Raw genomic sequence first — 16,977 nt, 5'->3', positions numbered from 1 at the left:
CCGCCGCCTAGTCACTTGGCGACGTGGTGGTCTGGCGACGTGGTGGTCTGGCGAACCGGTGGACTGGGGCCTGGTGGGCGGCAGGGCGTTGCCCGCCTGCCTGCTCGCGGCCTCGGGCGGTGTCGGCGTGCTCGGCGGCATCAGCATCGCCGGTGGTATTGGTTGCGGCGTGGTGTGCGTAGTGGGTCGAGCCAGCGGGGCGGAAGGAACTCGGGCCGGCCGTCCGCCGCGATGCGGACTGTCCAGTCGCCGCGGTGGACGAACCGGTGGTGGTAGCCGCAGAGCAGCACGGCATTGCCCAGCGCTGTCGCTCCACCGTCGGCCCAGTGTCGGACATGGTGACCGTCGCACCATCTCGGCGGTCGATCACAGCCAGGGAAGGCGCACCCGCCGTCTCGCAGCACCAGCGCACGCCTCAGCGGGCCGGTGAAGAGCCTCCGCTGGCGGCCGACGTCCAGGACCTGGCTGTTGCCGCCCAGCACGGCCGGCAACAGGCTGGCGTCGCAGGCGAGCCGGCGGACCGCGCCCGGCGTGAGGCGTGCACCGGTCTCCAATGTGCCGGCGCGTACGCCGTTGACCAGGTCGTCGAGTGACACGGTCACCACGAGCTGAGGTCGGTCTCCGCCGCTGTCGGGCAGCTGACCTGTGCGCAGCGCCAACCGGCAGACCTCGGCCAGCGCGTCGGCACGGCGTTGACCAGGACTGCGATCATCGTGCTCGCCGGCCGGAGCGCAGAGCGGGTCGATCGCCTCACGGAGCAGGCTCGCGGTTTCGGTGTCGAGGTTGCCGCTGAGGCGTACCTGACCGTCTTGCTGGTCGGAGAGCGTGACGTGCCGGCGAGCCTCGGCCCGCTCGGTGGCCCGTTGAAGAGCCTTCAGCTCAGCCTGGTCGGCCAGATCCGGTGCGACGTGCGTGAGGACGCGCTCCCCGAGCCGGCTCAGGATGGTCGGGTCGAACCGGTCGGCCCAGGCGACAAGCAGTTGGGTGGCTTTGTCGGCCACCTCGGGACCGGCCTCCACGGGGAGGGCGGCGATCGTCTCGGCCACGACTCGGCCCTGCTCCACGGTGATGGCGCCGCTGAGCAGTGCGTCACACACCGTTGCTGGCGCGGCGTCGACGGTGGCGGCGAGCTGGACCAGTTGGCGTGCGGAGCGACCGGAGAGCCGGAGCCGTTCCCGCAGCCAGACGGCGGTGGACGAAGCGCCCTGGGCGACTGCCAGGCCGCGGCTGTCCAGCTCGCGGACCAGCCCGAGCTGAACGGTGGCCAGCCGCTGCGTCAGCACCTGTGTCGCGTCGAGGGAGGCGAGCAACTGGTCGTCGGAGAGCCCCCACAGCGCGGCCTCGGCACAGTCGTCGACCGCACCGCCTGCCTGCGTCAACGCTTCCAACATGACAACAAATTAGAACAGGAGTACGACACTTTCGGTCGGCGTTGATCAACGGATGAGAGCCGTTTTCATCGCCGTATGTTCCGCTGCCGTCGAGTCGCGCTGCGGGGTACGTCGACCTGGCGGATGCGGGTTTGGCCACTCCGGGTCGACCCGCCGAGCAGGGTCGGAAAGCCGGGGATACGGTCGGGTCATGGCTGAGCGCATCGCACGCCCGCGGGTCGGGCACATCCAGTTCCTGAACTGCCTGCCGATCTACTGGGGTTTGATGCGCTCCGGTGCCCTGCTCGACGTCGACCTGCAGAAGGACTCGCCGGACCGGTTGAGCGCGGCACTGGTTGCCGGCGATCTCGACATCGGCCCGATCACCCTGTTGGAGTACCTGAAGCACGCCGACGAACTGCTCCTCCTGCCGGACCTGGCGGTGGGCAGCGACGGACCGGTGCTCTCGGTCAACATGGTCTCCACCCGGCCCCTCGCCGAGTTGGACGGTGCCCGGGTGGCGCTTGGCTCGACGTCGCGGACCGGGGTGATGCTGGCCCAGTTGCTGCTCGCCGAGCGGTACAACGTGCGGCCCGAGTACTTCCGCTGCCCACCGGACCTGACGCAGATGCTGCTCGAAGCCGACGCCGGGGTGCTGATCGGCGACGTGGCGCTGCGGGCGTACTACGAGGCGCCGCAGCGGGGTCTCATCGTCACCGACCTCGGGCAGGCATGGCGGGAGTGGACCGGTCTGCCGATGGTCTTCGCCGTCTGGGCGGTGCGCCGCGACTTTGCCGCCGCCCACCCGGGGCTGGTCAAGGAGGTGCACGAGGCGTTCCTGCGCTCGCGGGACCTCTGCCTGGCCGAGCTGGACCAGGTCGCCGAGGCTGCGGCTCGCTGGGAGACCTTCGACGCGGAGACGCTGGCCACGTACTTCCGGACCCTGGACTTTTCGCTCGGCGACCGGCAGGTCGCCGGGCTGCGTGAGTGGGCCCGGCGAGCGGCCGCGATCGGCGCGGCCCCGGAGCTGCCGGACGGCGGCCCCGAGTTCTTCGCCGGCTGACCGGCGAGCCCCGGCCGCGGCGACAGAGAGGCAGCCCGGCCGCTGCGCCCTACCTGCGGCCGAGCCGGAGCTGCGGCTCAGACGCCGGGGCGCAGGAGTGCCTTGGTGACCTTCTCGCAGTTGTCCATGCCGTAGTCGTAGCCCAGGTTGATCGGGTACTTGAGCATGACGCCCATCGTCCAGGTGTCACCGATGGCCATGCAGTTGATGTGCATCTCCTGCACCTCGATCCGGTCGATCCACCCGTTCTTGATGGCGATCTGCTTCCGCTGGGCGGCCGGGAAGGCCTTGCGGATACCGAAGTCACCGGCGCCGCGAACCAGCTTCATCTCGTTGAGCAGCCACTTGGTCCATTTCGGCCCGGCGGCCGTGCCAGTGGCGATGCAGTTGCCCATGCGGGCGGCGTCTCGGGGGGAGAGCGCCGTCTCGCTCCAGCCGCGGTCGGGGGCAACCTTGCTGTCGGTCAGTTTGCACATGGAGATCAGGCGCTTGATCGAGGCGGCCCCGCCGACCTGGTTGAAGAACTGTTGGGCCCGGGTGTTGTCGCTGTCTCGGATGATCAGCGTCGCGTCGGCGAGCTTCGCGTTGCTCGGGGTCTGGCCGGCGTCGGCCGCGCGACGCAGGTAGTCGGCGACGACCCAAGCTTTGATCATCGATGCGGTCGTGCTGGTCTCGCCCATGTTCTTGGAACCGATGATCTGCCCGGTGCGGCGATCCAACACGCTCCAGGAATACCAGCCCTCGATGTTCAGGTCGAGGTCCTTGGCGACGAACGGCAGCGGCTCCAGCGTCGGCGTGGGGCTCGGCGACGGCGAGGCCGGCTCGCGGGCGCTGCGGTTGGTGGCCGCACCCGTGGACCGGTCGTTGCCTCCCGTGGCGTCACCCCACTTGGCGGCGGCAGCCGACTCGAACGGTGACCCGGGCAGCAGCCGCAGCGACACCAGCACCAACCCGATCAGGATGACGGCGATGGCGACCAGCCGCAGCGGGGACGCCTCACCGCCGCCACGTCGGTCGGCCCGGCGACTGCCGGCCATCAGAGCTTCCCCACCGGCTGCTGCGGCACCTTGAGTGCGGCGCCGGGCTGCGGGGTGACCAACTGGGTGGCCACACTGGCGCAGACCTTCGCGCCGTAGTCCAAACCGCTCTTGACTGGATAGCGCAGCATCACCGCGAGACTCCATTTGCCGGTGACGGCGAGGCAGTTAACGTGCCAGCTGCCGTCGTAACTGATCCTGGTCCACCCGTTCTTCATGCTGACCGGGCCCTGCTCGGTGATCGACTTCGGTAGGCCGTCGATGATCCCCCACCGGCCACCGCCGGACGTGGGCCGCTGGTCCTTGGCTGCGGTGCTGCCCGTGACGTTGCTCATCTGGTCCAACACCCACTTGGTCCATTTCGGGCCGGCGGCCTTACCGTCGGCGATGCAGTCGCCGACCCGGACGGCGTCCCGGGGAGACATCTGGGTGTAGCTCCACCAACCCTCGCGCTTCGGCACGATGCCGGGCTTGGTGTCGGTCAGCCCGCAGATCTTGATGGCCCGCTGGATGACCGGCCCGACCACCCCCTTTGCCGGCGACCGGTACGAGCCGCCCGCGGCGAAGTAGACCTTGTCGGTAGCCCCGTCGTTGCTGTCGACGATGGCGACCCGAGCCAACTCCTTCAACGCTGCCGGCGGCTCCTTGTTGCCGAACTGTCGGAGGTAGTCGGAGACGATCCAGGCCTTGATCATCGACTCGGTGGAGCTGGTCGCGGCCATGTTCGGCGACCCCGAGATCTTGCCGGTCTGTCGATCCATCAGCGCCCAGGAGAAGAAGTCACCCTGGAAGTCCACCGACACCGGACCGGCCGCCAGGGTGGGCGGCGGTGGTGGGGTGGGTGCGGGCGTGGCGACGCCGGAGGCACCGCCTGCGCCGCTGTCGTCACTGGCGAGCCGTGCGTACGCGGCGGAGCCCAGTAGGACGCCGCTCAGCAGGACCGTCGTGACGACGAGCACCAGGGTCACGCGGGATCGCATGAGTGGGTGAGCTCCAGGTGTCAGGGCCGGGGGGCCGGCTTCTTGTCCGGACGGATCGGCGGATCGCCAGGGCCGGGGGAGATGGCCGCTGTCTCGGTTGGCAATCATCTGAAGCCGATCGGTGTGCCGGCGAAAGTCTACGTCCGGTTGGCTGACCTGCCAGGTTTCGACACTAGGCAAACTGCGATAAAGGCGGGGTATGGGACCGCTATGAGGTTTTTGCAGTGTTTCAACTTTGTTTCGTGGCCTAGGTCACGGCGTTGCGGGGCCCCGCCAGGTAGCGCAAAGCGCTCATTCGATTACAGAACGGCTATCCGGATTCTTATTACACCCCCTGGTGCAACGCATCGCAAGCTGTAACACTTGACAGCATGTATGGCAACGACTTCTCCGCCGCTGACGGCGCCTCCGACGGCGCACCCGACGGCGCCCCGGACGAGGCGCCCGGCGGCCTGCTGGGCGAGGTCGAGGCCGCCGAGGCGGAGCTACGCGCGGCGGCGGCGCGCGGTCGGCGTGGCGGTCCCGCGCCCGACGAGGACCTTGCGGCGTACTTCGCCGAGGTGGTCGACGCCGAGCAGAAGATCGAGCCGCGCGACTGGATGCCCGACGCGTACCGCCGGACGCTGATCCGGCAGATCGCCCAGCACGCCCACTCCGAGATCATCGGCATGCAGCCGGAGGGCAACTGGATCAGTCGGGCGCCCTCGCTCAAGCGCAAGGCGATCCTGCTGGCCAAGGTGCAGGACGAGGCGGGCCACGGCCTCTATCTCTACGCCGCCGCCGAGACCCTCGGCATCAGCCGCGACGAGCTGGTCCGGCTGCTGCTCGACGGCCGCCAGAAGTACAGCTCGATCTTCAACTACCCCACCCTGAGCTGGGCCGACGTGGGTGCGATCGGTTGGCTGGTGGACGGCGCGGCGATCGTCAACCAGGTGCCGCTGTGCCGCTGCTCGTACGGCCCGTACGCCCGAGCGATGATCCGGGTCTGCAAGGAGGAGTCGTTCCACCAGCGGCAGGGCTACGAGATCCTGCACACCCTGGCGCACGGCACCCCGGAGCAGCAGGCGATGGCCCAGGACTCGGTGGACCGCTGGTGGTACCCGTCGCTGGCGATGTTCGGCCCGCCGGACGGCGACTCCACGCACTCCGCCCAGTCGATGTCCTGGAAGATCAAGCGTTTCTCGAACGACGATCTGCGGCAGCGTTTCGTCGACATGTGCGTCCAGCAGGCCGAGATCCTCGGGCTGCGCATCCCCGACGCCGACCTGCGCTGGAACGAGGAGCGGCAGGCGTACGACTACACCCAGCCGGACTACGACGAGCTGATGCAGGTCATCAAGGGCAACGGCCCGTGCAACCGGGAGCGGATGGCCCACCGGCGGGCCGCGCACGCCGACGGCGCATGGGTACGCGAGGCCGCCGCGGCGTATGCCGCGAAGCGGGCGCAACAGAAGGAGAAGGTGGCCGCGTGACGACCGAACACTCGCCGCTCTGGGAGGTCTTCGTGCGGGCGCGACGGGGGCTGTCGCACACCCACGTCGGCAGCCTGCACGCCCCCGATGCCGAGCTGGCCCTGCGCAACGCCCGGGACCTGTACACCCGCCGCCAGGAGGGCGTGTCGATCTGGGTGGTGCCGGCCGGCGCGATCACCGCGTCCAGCCCGGACGAGAAGGACGCCTTCTTCGACCCGGCGGCCGACAAGGTCTACCGCCACCCCACCTTCTACGAGGTGCCGGACGGGGTGGCCCACCTGTGAGCGAGCGGAGCGAGCGAACCAGCCGACTCAGCAGCGGGGCGCTTCGCGTCGCCGCCGAGCGCAGCGAGGTGGTGGCGGGAAGCGAGCGGAGCGAGCGAACCAGCCGACTCAGCAGCGGGGCGCTTCGCGTCGCCGCCGAGCGCAGCGAGGTGGTGGCGTGAACGGGCCCTTCGACTTCGCCCTCGCCCTCGGCGACGACGCGCTGATCGCGGCGCAACGACTGGCCGAGTGGACGACCCGTGCGCCCGAGATGGAAGAGGACATCGCGCTCGCCAACATCGCCCTCGACCAGCTCGGCGCGGCGCGCCTGCTGCTGTCGTACGCGGGTGAGCTGGAGGGCGCGGGCCGCGACGAGGACGCGTTGGCGTACCTGCGTGACGACCGCGAGTTCCGCAACGCGCTCCTGGTCGAGCTGCCCAACGGCGACTTCGCGGTGACCATGGCGAAGCTGTTCTTCCTGGCGGCGTACCAGCTGCCGCTGTACTCGGCGCTGGCCGGCTGTGCGGACGAACGGTTGGCCGCGATCGGTGCGAAGGCGCGCAAGGAGTCGGCGTACCACCTGGACCACGGCGCGCTGTGGGTGAAGCGGCTCGGCGACGGCACCGAGGAGTCGCACCGTCGCATGCAGGCGGCAGTCGACCAGGTGTGGCCGTACACCCACGAGTTGTTCGCCGCGGACCCGGCGGCGCCGGTCGACCCGGCGGCCCTGCGGCCGGCGTTCGACGCGACCGTCGGCGCGGTGGTGGCCGAGGCGACGCTCACCCTGCCGGAGCGTGGTTGGGCCCCGGGCGGTGGGCGGGACGGCGTGCACACCGAGCACCTGGCCTACCTGCTCGCCGAGATGCAGGTGCTGCACCGCGCCCATCCCGGAGCGCAGTGGTGACCGCGCGGACCGCGGGCCCGGCCGTCGCGACCGGCGGCACGGTGAGCGCCGCGCGGACCGCGGGCCCGGCCGTCGCGACCGGCGGCACGGTGAGCGCGCGGGAGGCCGCGGCGAGCGTCGTGGACCCGGAGATCCGGGTGATCACCATTGACGAGCTGGGCATCCTGCGGGCGGTCGAGGAGGACCCGGCCAGCGGTCGGGTCACCGTCACCATCACGCCGACCTACACCGGTTGCCCGGCGATGGACGTGATCCGCACCGACATCCGCCGCGCGCTGGCGGTCGCCGGTCACGCCGACGCTGAGGTCCGTACCGTCTACAGCCCGCCGTGGAGCACCGACTGGATCTCCGCGGGTGGGCGGGCCAAGCTCGCCGCCGCCGGGATCGCCCCGCCGGCCCCGGTGCCCGCCACCGGCGTCGTCCCGTTGACCCTCGCGGTCCGTTGCCCGCAGTGCGGCTCGCCGGAGACCGAGCAGGTCAGCCGGTTCGGCTCCACCGCGTGCAAGGCGCTGTGGCGGTGCCGGTCCTGCTCCGAACCCTTCGACCACCTGAAGGCGCTGTGACTGTCACCATCACCCGCCCGGTCCGCCGGCGGCCGGTCTTCCACCAGTTGTCGGTCGCCGCCGTCGACCGGCTCACCGACGATGCTGTCGCGGTGACCTTCGCCGTACCCGAGGATCTGCGGGAGACGTTTGCGTTCCGCGCGGGCCAGCACCTCACCGTGCGTCTTCCCGGCGGAGCCGGGGCCACCAGCTCCGCTGGTGCGGACGGCACGGACGTGCGCCGGTCGTACTCGATCTGCTCGACCCCCGACGACCTGGCCCGGCACGGCCGGTTGCGGATCGGGGTGCGGGAGATCCCGGGCGGCGCGTTCTCGTCGTTCGCGTGCGGGGCGCTGCGTGGTGGCGACACGGTCGAGGTGCTGCCGCCGTTGGGCACCTTCACCACGGGGTTCGCGCCGGACCGGGTGCGGCACTACGGCGCGGTCGTCGCCGGCTCCGGCATCACGCCGGTGCTCGCGCTTGTCGCGACCGCCCTGGCCGTCGAGCCGGCCAGCACCTTCACCCTGGTGTACGGCAACCGCACGGCCAACACGGTGATGTTCGCCGAGGAGTTGGCCGATCTGAAGGACCGCTATCCCACCCGGCTGCACCTGGTGCACGTGCTCTCCCGCGAGCAGGGCGAGTCGGCGCTGCTCTCCGGGCGGATCGACGCCGAGCGGCTGGGCCGGTTGCTGGGCACCATCGTGCCGGGCGACGTGATCGAGGAGTGGTTCCTCTGCGGCCCGTACGCGATGGTGGTCGACGTCCGGGACGTGCTGACCGCACGCGGCCTGCCCGAGTCGGCGGTGCACACCGAGCTGTTCCACGTCGACGCACCACCCGAGCCGGTGCGCCGCCCCGTCGATCAGGCGGGTGCCGGGGCCGAGGTCACCATCGTGCTGGACGGCCGGTCGTCGAACTTCACGATGGGTCGCGAGGAGCGGGTGCTGGACGCCGCGCTCAAGGTGCGTGGCGAGCTGCCGTACGCCTGCAAGGGCGGTGTCTGCTCGACCTGTAAGGCGAAGGTCGTCGACGGGGCGGTCACGATGGCCCGCAACTACGCCCTGGAGCCCGACGAACTGGCCGCCGGTTACGTGCTGACCTGCCAGTCCAGCCCGACCACCGACCGGCTCACTGTCGACTACGACGCGTGAGCGCGCCGAACGACAGGGAGTTCGTCGAGCGGTTCGCCGAGGTCACCGGCGGGCGGCGGCCGACCGGCTATGTGGAGGGGTGGGAGCAGTTCGTCGGGTTCTGCGAGGACGGCTACGACGACGTCCTCGACGAGTACTGGAACGATCTGAGCGTCCGGCACGCGATCGAGACCGTGCTGACCGACGAGCGGTTGCGCGGCTTTCCGCAGATGGGCTGGGTCCGGGAGCGGGTCGAGGCGGCGGACGAGCGGTTCCGCGCGGTGTTGTCCGAGCAACCGATGCCGGGGCTGGCCGATCGGCCGTGGTGGGAGGCGCACGTGCCGGCGTTCGTGGGGCCGGTGCTCGCGGCGGAGCTGTGGGACAGCTACGGCATCAGTGTCGAGGTACGCGAGAGCTGAGGTCGAGGTGCGCGGGAGCTGAGTCAGCCCGACGTCAGTCGTTGGGGCGGACGTGGGCGGTCCAGTAGGTCAGGTCGGAGCGGTGCTCGACCAGGGCTACCCGTTCGCCGCACGCCTCCTCGATCAGCTTGACCGCCTCGTCGAGGTGGGCTGGGTAATGGTCCCAGTCGGTGTCGCGGAAGAGTTGCAGGCCGACCTCGCCCCGGTCGTCGCCGAGCGCCACGGCGGCTTCGGGCGGTACCAGCACCACTGTGTATCGGCTCGCCTCTCGCTCCGCCTCCGATGGTGTCGGCTCTTCGGCGCGCCCGCGCCGCCGAAAGTGGGCGATCACTGACGGGATCGGCCCGGGTGAATCGGCGGGATCGTACGGTCGCAGCCAGGTGGGCTGTTGGGTCCAGATGGGCATCGCAACCTCCTGCTGCGGGGAACGAGACTCAGCAATGTTGCTTGCGATGGTTGCGGGTTACTGAGATCAAGTCAATACTCAACGCGACGAGTCCATGCCGTCAGCGTGACGGTGCGACGCGAGTCGACGCGGAGGACCAACGATGCCCAAGGCCAGTCAACCCACAGTCGTCGGTCGTGGACTCGGCGGCGAGCTACGCGACCTGCGGGAGTCGCGCAAACTGCCGCTGCGTCGGGTGGCTATCCGGCTGGGCTGGCAACCGTCCAAATTATCCCGGATGGAGACCGGCATCCAGGGCATCCTGGCCGCGGATGTCGCCTCGCTGCTGGTGATCTACGGCATCACGGGGGACGAGCGGAAGCGGCTGCTCGGGATGGCCGAGCGGTCGGCCGAAACCGGTTGGTGGGAGGCGATCGGTGGGCTGTCCGACGAGTCCCGGACGCTGATCCGGCTGGAGGCCGAGGCGACCAGCGTCGTGAACTGGGAGCCGCTGCTGGTGCCCGGCCTGTTGCAGATCCCGGATTACACCCAGGCGGTGATGGTCGGCTGCGGAGTGCCGGCGGACGAGGCGGAGGGGCGTGTTGCCGCCCGGCTGGGTCGGCAGGCGATCCTGAGCCGGGCCACGCCGCCGACGCTGCACGCGCTGCTGGACGAGATGGTGTTGCGCCGGGTGCTCGGTGGCCACCGGGTCATGGCCCGTCAGCTTCGGCACCTGATCGAGGCCGCGGAGCGGCCGAACGTGACGTTGCAGGTGGTGCCGCTGGCGGTGGGCGGGCACACCGGGCTGGACGGGTCGTTCGCGCTGTTCGACTTTCCCCGCAACCGGTCGGTGGTCTATCTGGACCACAAGCTGGCTGGGCTGTTCCTGGAGGAGGCGCCGCAGGTGGCGCACTTCCGACGGGAGGCCGATAGGCTGGCCGAGGTGGCGCTGAGCCCCGTCGATTCGGTGGAGTTCGTTGCGCGGGTCGCAACGGAGCACGAGCGAGAGTGAGCCCCCGATGATCACTGCGGAGCTGTCCGGCGCGACCTGGCGCAAGTCCAGCCGCAGCGGCTCGAACGCCAACTGCGTCGAGGTCGCCGAGCTGTCCCACGTGATCGCCGTCCGCGACTCGAAGGACCCGGCCGGCCCGGTGCTGGCCTTTGACCGGGCGGGTTGGTCCCGTTTCGTTGGGGCGGTGCCGGGTTCGGGGCGCCAGTCTCGGTGAGCGGGGCGCAACCGCCTCGCCCGCGCCAGTCTCGGTGAGCGGGGCGGAACCGCCTCGCCCGCGCCGATCTTGCACTTTCAGTGGCCTGTGTGCGTGGAATGCCTCTTATGCGGCGACAGAAAGTGCAAGATCGCGGAAACGGTGCGGCGAAATCACAGCCTTGAACCACCCCTCAAGGCAACGCGCGTGACCGGCGTACGCTCGGGGACGTGACGGTGAGCCGGGAGATCGACGACATCCTGCAGCGGGGCGCGGACGGCGGGCGGATCACGCCCGAGGAGGCACTGCTGCTCTACACCGAGGCACCCTTCCACGCGTTGGGTGAGGCGGCGGACGCGGTGCGTCGGCGGCGCTACCCGGACAACGTCGTCACGTACCTGATCGACCGCAACATCAACTACACGAACGTCTGTGTGACGGCGTGCAAGTTCTGCGCGTTCTACCGGGCGCCCAAGCACGCGGAAGGGTGGACCCACCCGACCGAGGAGATCCTGCGCCGCTGCGGCGAGGCGGTCGAGCTGGGCGCCACCCAGGTGATGCTCCAGGGTGGCCACCACCCGGACTACGGCGTCGAGTACTACGAGGAGCTCTTCTCCTCGGTCAAGCAGGCGTACCCGCAGCTGGTCATCCACTCGATCGGCCCCAGCGAGATCCTGCACATGGCGAAGGTCTCCGGCGTGAGCCTGGACGAGGCCATCGCCCGGATCAAGATCGCCGGTCTGGACTCGATCGCGGGCGCCGGCGCGGAGATGCTGCCGGAGCGGCCGCGGAAGGCCATCGCGCCCCTCAAGGAGTCGGGCGAGCGCTGGCTGGAGGTCATGGAGCTGGCGCACCGGCAGGGCATCGAGTCGACCGCCACCATGATGATGGGCACCGGCGAGACGCACGCCGAGCGGATCGAGCACCTGCGCATGATCCGGGACGTGCAGGACCGCACCCGTGGGTTCCGGTCCTTCATCCCGTGGACGTACCAGCCGGAGAACAACCACCTCAAGGGCCGCACCCAGGCGACCACGCTGGAATACCTGCGCCTCGTCGCGGTGGCCCGGCTCTTCTTCGAGACCGTGCCGCACCTGCAGGCGTCCTGGCTGACGACCGGCAAGGATGTCGGGCAGCTCTCGCTGCACATGGGCGTGGACGACCTCGGCTCGATCATGCTGGAGGAGAACGTGATCTCCTCGGCCGGTGCGCGGCACCGCTCCAACCTGCACGAGCTGATCGGCATGATCCGCTCGGCGGACCGGATTCCCGCGCAGCGTGACACCCTCTACAACCGGCTCGCCGTGCACCACACGCCGGCCGACGACCCGACCGACGAGCGGGTGGTCTCGCACTTCTCCTCGATCGCGCTCCCCGGCGGTGGCGCGGGCCGGTCGCTGCCACTCGTCGACGTCAGCTGACGCGGCTCGACGCCCGGCCGTTCGGCTGATCGAGGCTCATGCTCCCGCCGGCCGACCCCGGCGGTACGGGTGGTCCCGTGCGCCGCGGCGTCAGGCTGTCCGCTTCGGGGTGGTGGAGATGATCGGCGGCGGCTAGCGTCCCGGCTCATATCCGTCATCATCGGCGACCGGTGATTCTGCGCGATCGTGCTGGTGGCGGGTGGTCTGATGGTCGTTCGTGGGCTGTCCTCCATCGGCCCGTTGCGGGTCGTTCATATAACGCACGGCGGTACGGGCGGGATGGGTGACCATCCCGCCCGTACCGTCTGCCCACCCCGGGCCGGACGGATGAAAAGGGTCCCGCATGCTGGCGTGCGTGATCGACCTTCGATAGCGTCCGCTCGTTCCGCAACCATTCTTGCCTTCCCTACCCCCCGGGGGATCGATGACAGCGTTCCACCGCTCGGCTCTGGCCCGCGCCGGCGTTGTGGCCCTGCTCGCGGCCGGTGGCCTGGCCACCGTGGCCGCCCCGGCGCAGGCCGCCGACCAGGCCGATCTGGCTCTGACGCCGCTCAGCTTCGAGCTGGCCAAGGGCGTCAAGGCGGCCAAGGCCAAGCCGTTCAAGTTCCTGGTCGACAACACCCGGAGCACGGTCGCCGCCAAGGGCGTCAGCTACACCGTGGACACCAGCAGGTTGCTGAAGAGCGTGGTCGGGGTCGTCGTGCCCAAGGATTGCCAGGTGAAGGGCAAGACGTTCACCTGCCCGCTCGGCGACGTGCCGGCCGGCACCAGCGAGGACTTCGGTATTCCGCTGTTCTCCACGGGTGCGCGCGGCGAGGCCGGCACGCTGGTGGTCACCATCACCTCGGCCACCGCCGACCCCAAGAAGAAGGACAACAGGGTCGAGCACGACATCATCGTCGGCAAGCGCGGCTACGACCTGACCAGCTGGGTGCAGGACGTCTACGCGAACGTCGTGGTGAACGGCGTCCAGGGCGACGACCCCAACCTCCGGCCGGTCAAGCGCGGCGAGACGGTGCCGCTGGACTGGGCGGTCTACAACGACGGCAGCCGCAAGGCCACCGGCCTGTCCTACGTGCTCACGCTCCCGGTCGGGGTCACCTTCGCCACGCTTCCGGACACCTGCGTGTCGCAGACCTTCGCCAACGTCGCCCAGGCGCTCTGTCAGGACGACGGCGCGGTGATCAAGCCCGGTGAGTACTACACGGCGGACGTCAAGGTGACGGTCGGCGCGAACGTCACCGAGCCGGTGCTGCGGGTCGGTGAGCTCGTCGCGCAGGGTCTCGACGCCGCGACGGGTCAGGCCGAGGAGCAGCCCGAGGTGGCGACCAGCGCCCAGCGGAAGGCCTTCACCGAGGTCGACGAGAGCGACAACCAGGCGATCTTCGATGTCTTCGTCGACCTGAGTGCCCAGCCGACCCCGAGCCCCACCGTCACCCCGACGCCCACGGCCACGGCCACGCCGACCCCGGGTGGGACGGCCACCCCGACGCCGAGCGGCACGCCCACCCCGGGCGGTACGACGACGCCGGGCACGACCACGTCGCCGACCGCCGGTGGTGGCTCCGGTGGTGGCGGACTGCCGGTCACCGGTGTGCAGGTCGGCCTGATCGGCGGCATCGGTGGTCTCATCCTGCTGGTGGGCGGTGCGCTGCTGGTGCTCTCCCGTCGGCGCAAGGTCGTCCTGGTCGCCCCGAGCGACGAGAAGTCGACCGACTGACAGGTGACACGCTGACGAGGCGTTCGCGACAACCGGTACGACGTGCGGGCGGGGTGGGTCACCACCCCGCCCGATCGCGTCACCCCATGAGTGCCGGTTTGCGGGCGGCTGGCAGAGTGGAGGGGGTGAGCCGTTCCCCGCAGGGCCAGCGCGCCAGTCTGGACAAGCAGCCGCACGAGGTCGCCGCGATGTTCGATGGCGTGGCGGAGCGCTACGACCTGACCAACACCGTGATCTCCTTCGGCCAGGACCGGTCCTGGCGTCGGGCCACCCGGTCGGCGCTCGGGCTGCGGCCGGGCGAGCGGGTGCTGGACGTGGGCGCGGGCACCGGCATCTCGACCCGGGAGCTGGCGCAGTCCGGGGCGTACGCGGTGGGGGCTGACCTGTCGCTGGGCATGCTGTACGCCGGCAAGCGGGTCCGTCCCGAGGTGCCGCTGCTGGCCGGCGACGCGTTGCGGTTGCCGTTCGCCGACGCCAGCTTCGACGCGGTGACCATCTCCTTCGCGCTGCGCAACGTGAGCGACACCGACGCGGCCCTGCGGGAGTTGGCGCGGGTGACCCGGCCGGGTGGGCGGCTGGTGGTGTGCGAGTTCAGCACCCCGGTCAACCCGGTCTTCCGGACGGTCTACCTGTCGTACCTGATGCGGTCGCTGCCGGTGGTCGCCCGCTCGGTGTCGAGCAACCCCGACGCGTACGTCTACCTCGCCGAGTCGGTTCGGGCCTGGCCGGCGCAGGAGGCGCTGGCCGGACGGGTCGCCGCGGCCGGGTGGGGCCGGGTGGCGTGGCGCAACCTGACAGGTGGCGTGGTGGCCCTGCACCGGGGGATCCGCGAGTAGTCGGAGCGACCGACGCGGACATTGTTCAGGTTTCGTGAATATCGGTCTTTAGTCCACTTTGCGCCGTACGCTCGTTCGCATGACCGGAGTAGAGCCGGCGGACCCGGTGGCCGCCACCGACGACGACGCGGCCGAACTCATCGCCCAGTTGCGCGCGTTGGCCGGAGCCGACCCGGTGGAGGTCCGGCAGGTGGTCGCCGAGGTGTTGGCGGCGCTGGACCGGGCGGCGGGCGGGGCGCTCCGGGAGCATCTGCCGGAGACCATCCGGGTCGATGCGGGCCTGGACGCACCCAGCCCGGCCTGACACTCGGCCGCTGTGGACGATCATCGGCTGTCACATCGGCGAGTTAGGTACCCCTGATCCTGCGCAGGTATGACGCCGGTCATACACTCGTCCCGTCTGGCTTGTGAAGCATTTCACGAGCGTGCGGGAGGAGGCGCGAATGACCGCGGTGGAACACGACGCCGACGTCATTGTCGTGGGCGCCGGTCCCGGTGGGTCAGCGACCGCGTACCACCTGGCCCGGCACGGCGTACGGGTGCTGTTGTTGGAGAAGACCGAGTTCCCCCGGGAGAAGGTCTGCGGCGACGGGTTGACCCCGCGCGCGGTGCGCCAGCTCATCCGGATGGGTGTGGACACCTCGCCCGAGGCCGGCTGGCTGCACAACCGGGGCCTGCGGGTCATCGGCGGCGGGGTCCGCCTGGAGCTGGACTGGCCCGAGCTGGCCAGCTTCCCCAACTACGGTCTGGTCCGCACGCGGCTGGACTTCGACGACCTGCTCGCGCAGCGGGCGGTGGCCGCCGGTGCCAAACTGCGCACCAACGTCAACGTGTTGGGCCCGGTGCTCGACGGTGACGGCCGGGTCACCGGCGTCGAGGCGGAGGTCGGCCCGGGTAAGGAGCCGACCACCTTCCACGCCCCGCTCGTCGTCGCGGCCGACGGGGTCTCCGGCCGGTTCCCGCTCGCGCTCGGGCTGGCCAAGCGGGAGGACCGGCCGATCGGCGTGGCCGTCCGCCGCTACTACCGCTCGCCGGCCAAGCACGAGGACAACTACCTGGAGTCCTGGCTGGAGCTGCGCAGCAAGGACAGCGGCGACAACCTGCTGCCCGGGTACGGCTGGATCTTCGGTCTCGGTGACGGGCGGGTCAACGTCGGCCTCGGCGTGCTCAACTCGTCCTCGGCGTTCGGCAAGACCAACTACCGCCGGCTGCTCACCGACTGGCTCGCCAACACCCCGGAAGACTGGGGGATGACCGACGAGACCAACGCCGACGGTCCGATCCTCGGCGCCGCGCTGCCGATGGGCTTCAACCGGGTGCCGCACTACACCCGGGGTGTGCTGCTGGTCGGCGACTCGGGTGGCATGGTCAACCCGTTCAACGGTGAGGGCATCGCGTACGCGATGGAGTCCGGTGAGCTGGCCGCGGAGGTCGCGGTCCAGGCGCTCGCCCGGCCCGCCGGCCCGGAACGCGAGCGCGCGCTGCTGGCGTACCCGAACGAGCTGAAGGCCCGGCTCGGCGGCTACTACCGGTTGGGCGGCATCTTCGTGAAACTGATCGGCCGCCCCGAGATCATGCGGATCGCCACCAAACACGGCATGCCGCATCCGACGCTGATGCGTTTCGTGCTCAAGTTGTTGGCCAACCTGACCGACCCACGCGGTGGGGATGCGATGGACCGGGTCATCAACGCGATGACGAAGGCCGCGCCAGCTGTCTGAGTAGGACGGCATCGGTGCTGGTCACGGCCCCGACGCTGACAAAGATCGACCCCCGCCGACTGCCACTGCGAGGGACGTGAATAGTGTGATTTTCGTCAAGCACCGAGGGCAGGGAAGGACGAGCAGGAGAAAACGATGTCGCTCTCGCCTTACGCACCGATCATCGGGCTGTTCGCCCTCGCCGCGGCGTTCTCGCTGTTTTCCGTCGGCGCCGCCCGCTTCGCCGGGCCCCGTCGCTACAACAAGGCCAAACTCGAGGCTTACGAGTGCGGCATCGAGCCCAGCCCGCAGCCGGTCGGCGGCGGCCGGTTCCCGATCAAGTTCTACCTGACGGCGATGCTCTTCATCGTCTTCGACATCGAGATCATCTTCCTCTACCCCTGGGCGGTCACGTTCGACGCTCTGCCGATCTTCGGCTTCGTGGAGATGGTCCTGTTCATCGTCGCGGTCTTCGTTGCGTACGCCTACGTGTGGCGGCGCGGCGGCCTGGACTGGGACTGAGGAAG

At 70.1% G+C, this 16,977-nt stretch carries 20 protein-coding genes; 16 read left to right on the top strand and 4 right to left on the bottom strand.

All coding sequences use genetic code 11. The features are described 5' to 3' along the window. Positions 1-140: 140 nt before the first annotated feature. Entirely contained in the window at positions 141-1,391 is a 1,251-nt protein-coding gene (locus AB0B57_RS13445) for a DUF222 domain-containing protein (protein ID WP_357068671.1), read from the bottom strand. Positions 1,392-1,581: 190 nt separating this feature from the next. Between AB0B57_RS13445 and AB0B57_RS13440 the strand changes: the two genes are divergently transcribed. Next, entirely contained in the window at positions 1,582-2,433 is an 852-nt protein-coding gene (locus AB0B57_RS13440; RefSeq protein WP_357068669.1) for a menaquinone biosynthesis protein, read from the top strand. A 77-nt stretch (positions 2,434-2,510) separates the two neighbouring features. On the opposite strand, the gene AB0B57_RS13435 is transcribed toward AB0B57_RS13440, so the two are convergent. Both AB0B57_RS13435 and AB0B57_RS13430 read right to left on the bottom strand, forming a co-directional pair. Further along, positions 2,511-3,470, bottom strand: a complete 960-nt coding sequence (locus AB0B57_RS13435; protein ID WP_357068667.1) for a hypothetical protein — start codon at positions 3,468-3,470, stop codon at positions 2,511-2,513. After that, the gene (locus AB0B57_RS13430; protein ID WP_357068664.1) at positions 3,470-4,450 is read right to left on the bottom strand and encodes a hypothetical protein; all 981 of its coding nucleotides are present in this window, start codon (positions 4,448-4,450) and stop codon (positions 3,470-3,472) included. The genes AB0B57_RS13435 and AB0B57_RS13430 overlap by 1 nt, the downstream gene beginning before the upstream one ends. Positions 4,451-4,821: 371 nt before the next feature. Here AB0B57_RS13430 and paaA point away from each other — a divergent pair, with 371 nt between their 5' ends. The 7 genes from paaA (at position 4,822) to AB0B57_RS13395 (ending at position 9,183) form a co-directional block, all read left to right on the top strand. Beyond that, a complete protein-coding gene (paaA, locus tag AB0B57_RS13425) occupies positions 4,822-5,922 on the top strand; it encodes a 1,2-phenylacetyl-CoA epoxidase subunit PaaA (protein WP_357068662.1) in 1,101 nt (366 codons plus the stop codon). Then, entirely contained in the window at positions 5,919-6,206 is a 288-nt protein-coding gene (gene paaB, locus AB0B57_RS13420; protein ID WP_355027413.1) for a 1,2-phenylacetyl-CoA epoxidase subunit PaaB, read from the top strand. Before paaA ends, paaB begins: the two co-directional genes overlap by 4 nt. Next, positions 6,203-6,367, top strand: a complete 165-nt coding sequence (locus tag AB0B57_RS13415; RefSeq protein ID WP_357068659.1) for a hypothetical protein — start codon at positions 6,203-6,205, stop codon at positions 6,365-6,367. Before paaB ends, AB0B57_RS13415 begins: the two co-directional genes overlap by 4 nt. Beyond that, positions 6,364-7,089 carry a 1,2-phenylacetyl-CoA epoxidase subunit PaaC gene (gene paaC, locus AB0B57_RS13410; protein ID WP_357068657.1) on the top strand — a complete coding sequence of 242 codons (726 nt, stop codon included), beginning with the start codon at positions 6,364-6,366 and terminating at the stop codon, positions 7,087-7,089. Before AB0B57_RS13415 ends, paaC begins: the two co-directional genes overlap by 4 nt. An 89-nt stretch (positions 7,090-7,178) precedes the next feature. Further along, positions 7,179-7,652 (top strand): 1,2-phenylacetyl-CoA epoxidase subunit PaaD, encoded by a 474-nt coding sequence (gene paaD, locus AB0B57_RS13405; protein ID WP_357068955.1) that lies wholly within the window; start codon positions 7,179-7,181, stop codon positions 7,650-7,652. Beyond that, positions 7,649-8,785 carry a 1,2-phenylacetyl-CoA epoxidase subunit PaaE gene (gene paaE / locus AB0B57_RS13400; RefSeq protein WP_357068655.1) on the top strand — a complete coding sequence of 379 codons (1,137 nt, stop codon included), beginning with the start codon at positions 7,649-7,651 and terminating at the stop codon, positions 8,783-8,785. The genes paaD and paaE overlap by 4 nt, the downstream gene beginning before the upstream one ends. After that, positions 8,782-9,183, top strand: coding sequence for a hypothetical protein (locus AB0B57_RS13395; protein ID WP_357068653.1), 402 nt, complete (start codon positions 8,782-8,784; stop codon positions 9,181-9,183). The genes paaE and AB0B57_RS13395 overlap by 4 nt, the downstream gene beginning before the upstream one ends. Before the next feature lie 34 nt (positions 9,184-9,217). On the opposite strand, the gene AB0B57_RS13390 is transcribed toward AB0B57_RS13395, so the two are convergent. After that, positions 9,218-9,589, bottom strand: coding sequence for a hypothetical protein (locus AB0B57_RS13390; RefSeq protein WP_357068651.1), 372 nt, complete (start codon positions 9,587-9,589; stop codon positions 9,218-9,220). Between the two features lie 142 nt (positions 9,590-9,731). Between AB0B57_RS13390 and AB0B57_RS13385 the strand changes: the two genes are divergently transcribed. From AB0B57_RS13385 to AB0B57_RS13350, 8 genes are all read left to right on the top strand, one after another. After that, positions 9,732-10,580, top strand: a complete 849-nt coding sequence (locus tag AB0B57_RS13385) for a helix-turn-helix transcriptional regulator (protein ID WP_357068649.1) — start codon at positions 9,732-9,734, stop codon at positions 10,578-10,580. A gap of 7 nt (positions 10,581-10,587) precedes the next feature. Beyond that, positions 10,588-10,794 (top strand): DUF397 domain-containing protein, encoded by a 207-nt coding sequence (locus AB0B57_RS13380; RefSeq protein WP_357068647.1) that lies wholly within the window; start codon positions 10,588-10,590, stop codon positions 10,792-10,794. Between the two features lie 209 nt (positions 10,795-11,003). Next, positions 11,004-12,194 carry a cyclic dehypoxanthinyl futalosine synthase gene (gene mqnC / locus AB0B57_RS13375; protein ID WP_357068645.1) on the top strand — a complete coding sequence of 397 codons (1,191 nt, stop codon included), beginning with the start codon at positions 11,004-11,006 and terminating at the stop codon, positions 12,192-12,194. 424 nt (positions 12,195-12,618) lie between these two features. After that, positions 12,619-13,914: an LPXTG cell wall anchor domain-containing protein gene (locus AB0B57_RS13370; RefSeq protein ID WP_357068643.1), complete on the top strand. Its 1,296-nt coding sequence runs from the start codon at positions 12,619-12,621 to the stop codon at positions 13,912-13,914. Positions 13,915-14,039: 125 nt separating this feature from the next. After that, positions 14,040-14,750 carry a demethylmenaquinone methyltransferase gene (locus AB0B57_RS13365; protein WP_357068641.1) on the top strand — a complete coding sequence of 237 codons (711 nt, stop codon included), beginning with the start codon at positions 14,040-14,042 and terminating at the stop codon, positions 14,748-14,750. A gap of 79 nt (positions 14,751-14,829) precedes the next feature. Further along, positions 14,830-15,054 carry a hypothetical protein gene (locus AB0B57_RS13360; RefSeq protein ID WP_357068639.1) on the top strand — a complete coding sequence of 75 codons (225 nt, stop codon included), beginning with the start codon at positions 14,830-14,832 and terminating at the stop codon, positions 15,052-15,054. A 139-nt stretch (positions 15,055-15,193) separates the two neighbouring features. Next, positions 15,194-16,471: a geranylgeranyl reductase family protein gene (locus AB0B57_RS13355; protein ID WP_357068637.1), complete on the top strand. Its 1,278-nt coding sequence runs from the start codon at positions 15,194-15,196 to the stop codon at positions 16,469-16,471. Between the two features lie 135 nt (positions 16,472-16,606). Further along, positions 16,607-16,972 (top strand): NADH-quinone oxidoreductase subunit A, encoded by a 366-nt coding sequence (locus tag AB0B57_RS13350; RefSeq protein ID WP_110565037.1) that lies wholly within the window; start codon positions 16,607-16,609, stop codon positions 16,970-16,972. Positions 16,973-16,977: the final 5 nt, after the last annotated feature.

The sequence above is a fragment of the Micromonospora sp. NPDC049101 genome, assembly GCF_040648675.1.
Lineage (GTDB): Bacteria > Actinomycetota > Actinomycetes > Mycobacteriales > Micromonosporaceae > Micromonospora.
This window is presented reverse-complemented; position numbering and strand designations above follow the sequence as displayed.

Excerpts from the sequence above, each read along its gene's own strand:
- AB0B57_RS13445 (WP_357068671.1), bottom strand. The coding sequence starts at position 1,391 with ATGTTGGAAGCGTTGACGCAGGCAGGCGGTGCGGTCGACGACTGTGCC.
- AB0B57_RS13440 (WP_357068669.1), top strand. The coding sequence starts at position 1,582 with ATGGCTGAGCGCATCGCACGCCCGCGGGTCGGGCACATCCAGTTCCTG.
- AB0B57_RS13435 (WP_357068667.1), bottom strand. The coding sequence starts at position 3,470 with ATGGCCGGCAGTCGCCGGGCCGACCGACGTGGCGGCGGTGAGGCGTCC.
- AB0B57_RS13430 (WP_357068664.1), bottom strand. The coding sequence starts at position 4,450 with ATGCGATCCCGCGTGACCCTGGTGCTCGTCGTCACGACGGTCCTGCTG.
- paaA (WP_357068662.1), top strand. The coding sequence starts at position 4,822 with ATGTATGGCAACGACTTCTCCGCCGCTGACGGCGCCTCCGACGGCGCA.
- AB0B57_RS13390 (WP_357068651.1), bottom strand. The coding sequence starts at position 9,589 with ATGCCCATCTGGACCCAACAGCCCACCTGGCTGCGACCGTACGATCCC.
- AB0B57_RS13385 (WP_357068649.1), top strand. The coding sequence starts at position 9,732 with ATGCCCAAGGCCAGTCAACCCACAGTCGTCGGTCGTGGACTCGGCGGC.
- AB0B57_RS13380 (WP_357068647.1), top strand. The coding sequence starts at position 10,588 with ATGATCACTGCGGAGCTGTCCGGCGCGACCTGGCGCAAGTCCAGCCGC.
- AB0B57_RS13370 (WP_357068643.1), top strand. The coding sequence starts at position 12,619 with ATGACAGCGTTCCACCGCTCGGCTCTGGCCCGCGCCGGCGTTGTGGCC.
- AB0B57_RS13360 (WP_357068639.1), top strand. The coding sequence starts at position 14,830 with ATGACCGGAGTAGAGCCGGCGGACCCGGTGGCCGCCACCGACGACGAC.
- AB0B57_RS13355 (WP_357068637.1), top strand. The coding sequence starts at position 15,194 with ATGACCGCGGTGGAACACGACGCCGACGTCATTGTCGTGGGCGCCGGT.
- AB0B57_RS13350 (WP_110565037.1), top strand. The coding sequence starts at position 16,607 with ATGTCGCTCTCGCCTTACGCACCGATCATCGGGCTGTTCGCCCTCGCC.